This window comes from Psychrobacter sp. UBA6766 (genome assembly GCF_002453355.1).
Lineage (GTDB): Bacteria > Pseudomonadota > Gammaproteobacteria > Pseudomonadales > Moraxellaceae > Psychrobacter.
Genome location: NZ_DKGQ01000010.1, coordinates 33,564 through 42,483 on the forward strand (window position 1 = coordinate 33,564; position 8,920 = coordinate 42,483).

Annotated in this window: 8 protein-coding genes; all 8 read left to right on the forward strand. The window is 45.0% G+C overall.

The annotated features are described in order from the left end of the window. The first annotated feature begins 29 nt into the window (after positions 1–29). Positions 30–1,031, forward strand: a complete 1,002-nt coding sequence (gene nuoH / locus B4K26_RS02655; protein ID WP_296243401.1) for an NADH-quinone oxidoreductase subunit NuoH — start codon at positions 30–32, stop codon at positions 1,029–1,031. A 76-nt stretch (positions 1,032–1,107) separates the two neighbouring features. Continuing rightward, positions 1,108–1,656: an NADH-quinone oxidoreductase subunit NuoI gene (gene nuoI, locus B4K26_RS02660; RefSeq protein WP_296243366.1), complete on the forward strand. Its 549-nt coding sequence runs from the start codon at positions 1,108–1,110 to the stop codon at positions 1,654–1,656. Beyond that, entirely contained in the window at positions 1,653–2,414 is a 762-nt protein-coding gene (gene nuoJ / locus B4K26_RS02665; protein WP_296243367.1) for an NADH-quinone oxidoreductase subunit J, read from the forward strand. Before nuoI ends, nuoJ begins: the two co-directional genes overlap by 4 nt. Before the next feature lie 98 nt (positions 2,415–2,512). Further along, positions 2,513–2,821: an NADH-quinone oxidoreductase subunit NuoK gene (nuoK, locus tag B4K26_RS02670; RefSeq protein WP_296243403.1), complete on the forward strand. Its 309-nt coding sequence runs from the start codon at positions 2,513–2,515 to the stop codon at positions 2,819–2,821. Positions 2,822–2,825: 4 nt separating this feature from the next. Next, positions 2,826–4,700 (forward strand): NADH-quinone oxidoreductase subunit L, encoded by a 1,875-nt coding sequence (nuoL, locus tag B4K26_RS02675; protein WP_296243369.1) that lies wholly within the window; start codon positions 2,826–2,828, stop codon positions 4,698–4,700. A gap of 1 nt (position 4,701) precedes the next feature. Then, positions 4,702–6,330 carry an NADH-quinone oxidoreductase subunit M gene (nuoM, locus tag B4K26_RS02680; protein ID WP_296243370.1) on the forward strand — a complete coding sequence of 543 codons (1,629 nt, stop codon included), beginning with the start codon at positions 4,702–4,704 and terminating at the stop codon, positions 6,328–6,330. Positions 6,331–6,333: 3 nt separating this feature from the next. Then, entirely contained in the window at positions 6,334–7,812 is a 1,479-nt protein-coding gene (locus B4K26_RS02685) for an NADH-quinone oxidoreductase subunit N (protein ID WP_296243371.1), read from the forward strand. Positions 7,813–8,017: 205 nt separating this feature from the next. Beyond that, positions 8,018–8,836, forward strand: coding sequence for a ferredoxin--NADP reductase (locus B4K26_RS02690; protein WP_296243372.1), 819 nt, complete (start codon positions 8,018–8,020; stop codon positions 8,834–8,836). Positions 8,837–8,920: the final 84 nt, after the last annotated feature.

Here is an 8,920-nt window from a genome sequence, read left to right on the forward strand (position 1 = left end):
TCCCTGATGTGCCAAGCTTTTTGGCTGGTATGATGACCTTTGATACTTGGTCGATACTATTTATGGTCGTGCAAGCGTTGGTTATCTTCTTAGTGGTCGTTATTGTGGCAGCGTTGATGATCGTTTATGAGCGCCGAATGCTAGCGTTGTGGCAAGACCGTTATGGTCCAAACCGTGTCGGTCCGTTTGGCTCGCTGCAGCTGGTTGCTGATATGTTGAAAATCTTCTTTAAAGAAGATTGGACGCCAAACTTTACCGATAAGTTTATGTTTACCTTGGCACCCGCAGTTGCCATGTTTACCGCTTTGGCATCCTTTGCCATTATTCCTATTTCACCAACCCTTGGTGTTGCTGATTGGGATATCGGTATTTTATTCTTCTTTGCTATGGCCGGTATTGCAGTTTATGCCGTGATGTTTGGTGGCTGGGCCTCTGCCAATAAATTCTCATTACTTGGCGGATTACGGTCAGCGGCGCAAACCATCAGTTATGAAGTTTTCTTAGGGTTATCATTGATGGGCGTTGTGGCGCTAACGGGCTCATTTAATCTACGTGAAATCGTTGAATCACAAATGGACGGCTGGTATATCATTCCACAGTTTTTTGGCTTTTTAACTTTTGTTGTGGCTGGTGTTGCTGTAACCCATAGACATCCATTTGATCAGCCAGAAGCAGAGCAAGAATTGGCCGAAGGGTATCATGTTGAATACTCTGGTATGAAATTTGGTATGTTCTTTATTGGTGAGTATGTCAACGTCGTACTGATTTCAGCATTGATGACGTGTCTGTTTTTTGGCGGCTGGCTTGCGCCATTTAATTTAGATATTCCTTTTGTTCCACCAGCTTTTTGGTTCATGATTAAGACGTTATTCTTTATGACCATGTTTATTTTGGCACGCGGTTCGCTCATTCGTCCGCGCTACGATCAGGTGATGAACTTTGGCTGGAAAGTCTGCCTGCCGATAACCTTAATTAATTTATTGGTTACTGCCGCAGTAATTTTGATCTTTTCCCCGACACCAATAGTGTAGTTGTGAATAATTATTGGTAATCATCAGTATGATATTAATGATGAATTAGGGTAAAGATAATAAGGATAATAACCCCATGTTTCATAGCATAAAAAAGATTATCGTTGGTTTCTATACTATTATCCGCAGTATGTGGATGGTCAATAGTCACGCCATCAGACCGCGCGATACCATTCTTTATCCAGAAGAGCCTGTGCCAGTTCCGCCGCGCTTTCGTGGCCGTATTATATTGTCTCGCGATCCTGACGGTGATGAGCGCTGCGTTGCTTGTAATTTATGCGCGGTTGCCTGTCCAGTTGCCTGTATCTCTTTGCAAAAAGCAGAGCGTGAAGATGGTCGCTGGTATCCAGAATTTTTCCGCATCAACTTTTCACGTTGTATCTTCTGTGGATTGTGTGAAGAAGCTTGTCCGACGACGGCGATTCAGATGACGCCTGACTTTGAGATGGGCGAATATGTCCGTCAAAACTTGGTCTATGAGAAAGAGCATTTGCTGATTTCAGGACCAGGTAAATATCCCGATTATAACTATTATCGCGTGACGGGAATGGCGGTAGCAGATAAACCAAAAGGCGCGGCGCAAAACGAAGCTGCACCGATTGATCTAAGGAGCTTGCTACCATGATGAATATCTTAAATAGTCCTGAATTGGCGGGGTTTTATGCGCTGGCAGCCGTGGCAGTATTTGCCAGTTTGCGCGTGGTGACGCTCGCCAATCCAGTGCACGCTATTTTATCGATGATTGTGTCGTTATTGGCCATCTCAGGTATTTTCTTTGTGTTAGGTGCACCATTTGCTGGGGCACTTGAGATTGTCGTTTATGCAGGCGCCATTATGGTGCTATTCGTCTTCGTTATTATGATGCTAAATTTAGGCATGAGTAATGATGAGCGAGAAGAGCGTTGGCTTGATGCCGGAACTTGGGCGGTGCCGACGGGGCTAACGATTATCATCGCGGTTGTGCTGTATGCGTTGATAGGTCTTAACCATGAAGAAGCCGCAATGATTGGCGGATCGACAATTTCAGCCAAAGCGGTGGGAACGGCATTATTTACCAAATATATGATGTTGGTAGAAGTGGCGGCACTGTTGTTATTGGCTGCGTTAGTTGCCGCTTATCATTTGGGAAAAGAGTCCAGCAATGATGAGGTTATCAGTAATATAAGTCAAAGTAACGATAGCCAAACGCTTCATCCAAATGTAGCCAATATCAAATCATACGATAACAATATACGTCAAGACAGCTCGTATATGGATGGCACAATTACAGAGGGTGATGCGTTAAGGCTTGCTGAAGAATACGAGTATAAAGATGTCGACCCGCTTAACTATGTAGGTAAGCAGGTAGCCATACAACGAGTCACGCGCAAGGAGTCAGACTGATGGTACTAGCAGCAAGCGTGGCACAAGAGGTTGCAAATGTGCCGTTTGCCCACGAGGTAGCAGGCTTTGTACAGCCAGTTGCTGAGGCGCAAAATGTACTGGGAATGATTCCCATGAGCCATGGATTGATTTTAGCCGGTATCTTATTTGCTATCGGTCTATGCGGCGTCATGGTTCGTCGTAATTTTTTATTTATGCTGATGAGTCTTGAGATCATGATGAATGCCGCGGCATTAGCATTCGTGATAGCAGGAAGTCGCTGGGTCGATCCAGATGGGCAGATTATGTTTATCTTTATCTTGACCTTAGCAGCAGCAGAAGCTGCCATTGGTTTGGCAATATTATTGCGGTTTTATCATCAGCGTGGGCATCTCGATGTCGATAGCGCCAATGAGATGAAAGGATGATGTCATGAGTTTATTACCATTAACCTTTATATTCCCGCTCGTTGGCTTTTTGATCTTAGCCTTTATGCGCGACAAGTTAAGCGAGCAGGTAGCAGCGATTGTCGGTGTCGGTAGTATGTTGCTATCAGCGCTTTGTACGCTGGTGGTTAGCTATACCTTTTTAACCAGTAATCCTGCTGGAACGATAGTAGAAGTACCACTGTGGACATGGTTCCAAGTTGGTGATTTTGCGCCGAGTTTTGGACTAAGCTTTGATGGCTTGGCACTGACGATGACGGGAGTAATTACCGGTATTGGCTTTTTGATTCATCTTTTTGCTGCTTGGTATATGAAAGGTGAAACAGGCTTTGCGCGCTTTTTTAGCTATATGAACTTGTTCGTCGCCAGTATGTTATTGCTGGTATTGGCGGACAACTTGTTCTTGTTATATCTTGGCTGGGAAGGCGTCGGTATTTGTTCTTACTTGCTGATTGGGTTTTATTATCAAGACCGTGCCAACGGTCGGGCTGCGATGAAAGCTTTTACCGTGACCCGTGTTGGCGATGTGTTTTTAGCCTTTGGCTTGTTTTTATTATTCCGCGAATTTGGCACGCTTCATATTCAAGAGATTATCACTCGTGCACCGGAAGTATTTGATATTAACAACCCAACGATGATTTTGACCACGATGATGCTCGTTGGTGGAGCGATGGGTAAATCTGCGCAGTTGCCATTACATACGTGGCTTGCCGATGCGATGGCAGGTCCAACGCCAGTCTCTGCTTTGATTCACGCTGCGACCATGGTTACCGCTGGTGTCTATCTGATTGCGCGTCTCCATCCATTGTTTATCCTAACGCCTGGCGTTTTATTATATTGGGTTGGCGCAGTGGGGGCATTGACGCTCGTCGTTGCTGGATTTTGTGCGCTGGTACAAACTGATATCAAACGTATTCTTGCTTATTCGACCATGAGCCAAATTGGTTATATGTTCTTAGCATTGGGCGTTGGCGCTTGGCAAGGCGCTATATTCCATTTGATGACCCATGCTTTCTTTAAAGCCTTGCTATTCTTGTCATCAGGGGCGGTCATTCTTGCAGTTCATCATGAGCAAAACATCTTTAAGATGGGCGGATTACGTAAAAAGATACCGCTAGTATTTTGGTGCTATATCGTTGGTGGCGGCGCGCTTGCAGCAATTCCTTGGGTTACCGTTGGTTTTTATTCCAAAGAAGCGATTCTTTGGGAAAGTTACGCGACCGGCCATCAAGTTTTATTCTATATGGGCGTATTTGGCGCGTTCTTAACCGCGATTTATACCTTTAGAATGATTTGGATTATCTTCTTTGGCGAAGAGAAAACGCCTGCGCACAAATTATCTGGTGTGTCATATTGGTTACCGCTGACGGTACTACTGGTATTATCAACCGCAGTGGGAGCTTTGATTACGCCGCCATTACAAGGTGTATTACCTGAGAGCGTTGGGCATTTATTAGAAGTGGCCAATCAAGCACATGACAAACATACGGCGGAATATATCGCCATGGGTGCGATGCTTGTTGGTTTGATTATCGCGGCATTCTTATATGTCTTCGATAAAGGTCGCATGTTAACCCGCTTTAAGCGCACGACTATTGGCTCAGCGTTATACTATTGGTGCTACCACGGTATGGGCTTTGATGCGCTATACGATTTAGTTTTTGTAAAACCCTTTTTGTTCATCGGCCGCTTATTTAAAGCCGACCCTATCGATAAAACGTGGCTTATTTTACCGAAGCTGGCTTCCGCTGGTAACAAGGTATTGTCTGCAACGCAAACAGGGTCACTTCGAGGCTACGCTGCAAGCTTTGGCTTGGGTGTGGCTGTATTGCTCGTGCTGGTAATGATGACGGTGGTATAAGATGATAGAGTTACAACAAACGTGGATGCTACCAGCATTGATCGCAATTCCTTTTATTGCAGGGTTTTTATGCTGGTTGGTTGAGCGGTTTAATAAACGTTTACCGCGCTGGATTGCCTTAATTGGTATGATATTGACCTTTGGGCTGTCATTGGTATTATGGCAATACGGCGATTACAGCGGCATGAGTAAGCAGGTGATTGCGCCTGACTCAACGGTGCCATGGGTTGCCGAGTTTATGGTACCGTGGATACCAAGCTTCGGGATTAGTTTTCATTTAGCGTTAGATGGTTTATCGCTGCTCATGGTTGGCTTGACAGGGCTGCTCGGTATTGCTGCGGTTGCCTGTTCGTGGAATGAAATTCAACGCCGAGTTGGTTTTTTCCATCTCAACCTTTTATGGAGCTTAGGCGGGGTTATTGGTGTTTTCTTAGCCATTGACCTGTTCTTGTTCTTCTTCTTCTGGGAGATGATGCTGGTTCCTATCTACTTCTTGATCGCTATTTGGGGTCATGATGTGGTCGGCGGTAAGACCAAAGAATATGCTGCAACCAAGTTCTTTATTTATACCCAAGCCTCTGGTCTTATCATGTTGGTAGGTATTTTGATATTGGTCATTATCAGCTATGCCCAAAAAGGCGTGGTCAGTTTTAATTATAATGATTTACTCGGCACGTCACTTGGCGGCTGGGAATACCCAATCATGCTGTGCTTCTTTATTGGCTTTGCTGTTAAATTGCCAATCGTTCCTTTTCACGGTTGGCTGCCTGACGCGCATGCGCAAGCGCCAACCGCAGGTTCGGTGGATTTGGCAGGGGTTTTGATTAAAACTGCCGCGTATGGTTTGATTCGTTTTGTCTTACCGCTATTCCCAGCAGCATCACAAGATTTCGCCCCGATTGCCATGACATTAGGGACCATTGGTATTTTTTATGGTGCCTGGCTTGCCTTTATGCAAACCGATATGAAGCGCTTGCTTGCCTACACCAGTATCTCGCATATGGGATTTGTGGTTTTGGCCATCTATGCTGGTACCCTAATCAGTCTACAAGGTTTGATGATTCAGATGCTAGCGCATGGTCTAAGTTCGGCGGCATTATTTATCATGTCAGGGCAGTTATACGAGCGCTTGCATACACGTGATTTGACTTTGATGGGCGGAATGTGGGGTCAGTTCCGTTATTATGCCCCGATACTGATGTTCTTCTGTGCCGCTCTACTCGGTATTCCGGGCACAGGTAACTTCATCGGCGAGTTTATGATTTTGTTTGGCGCATTTGCTGATTATCCAGTGTTTGTGGTATTTGCCACATTCAGTCTAGTATTGGCAGGTTTATACTCGCTTATCTTGATTCATCGTGCCCTGTTCGGAAGCAATAATATTAAAGAAGTGGCGTTACGAGAAACTGAAGCACATGGTTTGCCAGCGCGGCCATTAAAAGATTTGGGCAAGCGCGAGCTGTCTTTGCTGCTTATGTTAGCGGCAGGATTGGTCTGGCTCGGACTGTATCCACAGCCATTCCTTGATACGTCAAGTCACGCGATGCAGTGGATTAACAACGCATATATATACAGTCAAGTGACACAAGTAGATGCATCACAGCTGCTTGATGCAATGGAGGCACGTTAAGTCATGAATGAATTTACGATGAATGATTTGATGGGGCTCATGCCTTATGCGCCAATCATTGCGGTAGTGATGACGGTATTGGTGGTGATGATTGCCATTACGATTAAACGCTCGCATATGGTGATCGGTACCATCTCGGTAATCGGTCTGAACGTTGGTCTGTTTGCGCTGCTTGGGCAAATGGCGGGCATCATTGATAGCGGGACATTTGTCCCAACCGCCGAGCAGTTATTTGTGATTGATAATTTTGCTCAGTTTAATATGGTGGTCATCTTTATATGTGCCTTGGCCTGCTTTACGCTGTCTTATGCGTATTTGGCCGATTTAGACGATCATAAAGAAGAGCTATATTTGCTCATGCTGCTATCGACCGTTGGCGCACTGCTGATGGTCAGTGCTCAGCACTTGGCCTCATTCTTTATGAGCCTCGAGATGCTGTCGATTCCGCTATACGGCATGCTGGCATATACGTATATGCGCAGACGCTCGCTTGAGTCGGGGCTGAAGTATTTAGTGCTATCAGCCACAGCATCGGCAACGTTACTGATGGGAATGGCGTTTATTTACGCGCAAGTGGGCTCGCTTGCCTTTAAACCCATTAGTATGAGCTTGGTCGATATTTTTGAATCGCCATTATTAATCCTCGGAACGGCGATGATGATGTTTGGTATTGCCTTTAAACTCTCTGCTGCGCCTTTTCATATGTGGACGCCAGACGTTTATGAGGGCGCACCCGCACCTATTGCTACGTATTTGGCATCAGTTTCCAAAGTGGCGATGATGGCGCTTGCCGTTCGTTTCTTAATTGATACGTCTTTATTGGCATTGCCGTCGGTGCAGATGCTGCTTATGGTCATGGCAACCTTGTCGATCTTGATAGGTAATATACTTGCCATTCGTCAAACCAGCCTTAAGCGTTTACTTGGTTATTCGTCCATCGCCCACATGGGTTATGTGCTTATCGTGATTGTCAGCATTGGTTCGGCCGCTGATAGTATCTCAAGCATGTATATGGCAATTTATGCCTTTACCTCTATTGGTGCCTTTGGCGTCGTGACCTTGATGTCGAGCCCTTATCGCTTGGCCGGTGAAGCCGATGAATTGACCCATTACCAAGGGCTGTTTTGGCGCCGTCCGATATTGACCGCTGTCATGACGATTATGATGTTGTCGTTGGCAGGTATTCCCTTAACGGCAGGTTTTATTACCAAGCTGTTTGCGATTCTTGCGGCAGTTCAAGGTACCAATTGGTTCTTGGCAGCAATGATTATCTTAGGTAGTGCCATTGGTCTGTTTTATTACTTGCGCGTTATGCTCACACTGTTTAAACGTCCAAAACAATTTATTGAATTTGACGTTTCAAAGCAGTGGGGCTTGCGTACTGGGGGTATCATGGTTATTGCCGTCACCGCCATCATTATCTTCTTTGGTGTGCTGCCAAATAGCATGATTGAGTGGGCAAGTTTGGCTCGCATTTGGTAAGCATAAAAAGTTAAAGGGAGCGACTGCATTTCAGTCTGACGGCCGCCGCTACTTATTGATAGTTATGGTTAGAAAACCAAGATGCGCCAGCTTTATGAGAAGCTCGGCGCATCTTTTAGTTTATAGCCTTTAAAAATTGACAAAAATAGCCATCTATAATAGATAGGCAATAATTATTAATAAAAAACGAGGGTGAATCATTATTATGAGTGACAATATTCAAAAAGTAACGGTGCTTAGCAAAACCACCTGGACGCCCAATCTGTTTAGCTTTACCGTCAGCCGTCCTGATAGCTTTAAATTTACTGCTGGTCAATTTGTACGTTTAGGCGTCAATCCCAGTCAACTAAAATACTATAATCAGCGAGGCGCAGCAGCTAATGAAGCGCTAAACGAAGATATCTTTCGTGCCTATTCGATTGTATCTTCACCCTTCGATGACATTCTAGAGTTCTTCTCTATTGTCATCCCTGATGGCGCCTTTACTTCGCAATTGCAACACCTAGAAGTCGGTGATGAGTTATTATTAAATACCATGCCATTTGGCTTTTTAACCTTGGCGCGATATCAAAAACCCTTACCAAAAGATTTATGGTTGCTGGCGACTGGAACAGGCTTAGCGCCTTTTTTATCGATGCTGCAAGACTTAAAAACCTGGGAAGACTACGAGCATATCGTATTGGCCTATAGCGCGCGCTCAACAGAAGAGCTTGCTTATATTGAAAAAATTGAAAGCCTGCAAGAAGACTTTGGCTCACTGGTTGATAACCCAGCCAAACTCATCTTTATTCCTATTGTGACCCGCGAGCCTGTCGAGGGTGCATTAACAGAACGTCTGCCAAAACTCTTGTTAGATGACACGTTGCAATCGCGCGCGGGCATTGACTTAGATGTCGATAGTACGCACGTTATGCTATGCGGCAACCCAGAGATGGTAGAAGACACTAAAGAGACGTTAAAGACGTTAGGCTTAGTGATGAATCGCCGCGGTGAGGGCAATATTGCCGTAGAAAACTACTGGTAAGGACAATATTGGTTTAGATTTACTATAAGCCTACTTTATTAAAAAATATTCTTTCTACATTAAAAAAGCGCTGACTCTTAAAGA

What these genes read in the sequence shown, in the direction of transcription:
- nuoH (WP_296243401.1), top strand. Translation starts at nt 30, where the DNA reads ATGATGACCTTTGATACTTGGTCGATACTATTTATGGTCGTGCAAGCG.
- nuoI (WP_296243366.1), top strand. Translation starts at nt 1,108, where the DNA reads ATGTTTCATAGCATAAAAAAGATTATCGTTGGTTTCTATACTATTATC.
- nuoJ (WP_296243367.1), top strand. Translation starts at nt 1,653, where the DNA reads ATGATGAATATCTTAAATAGTCCTGAATTGGCGGGGTTTTATGCGCTG.
- nuoL (WP_296243369.1), top strand. Translation starts at nt 2,826, where the DNA reads ATGAGTTTATTACCATTAACCTTTATATTCCCGCTCGTTGGCTTTTTG.
- nuoM (WP_296243370.1), top strand. Translation starts at nt 4,702, where the DNA reads ATGATAGAGTTACAACAAACGTGGATGCTACCAGCATTGATCGCAATT.
- B4K26_RS02685 (WP_296243371.1), top strand. Translation starts at nt 6,334, where the DNA reads ATGAATGAATTTACGATGAATGATTTGATGGGGCTCATGCCTTATGCG.
- B4K26_RS02690 (WP_296243372.1), top strand. Translation starts at nt 8,018, where the DNA reads ATGAGTGACAATATTCAAAAAGTAACGGTGCTTAGCAAAACCACCTGG.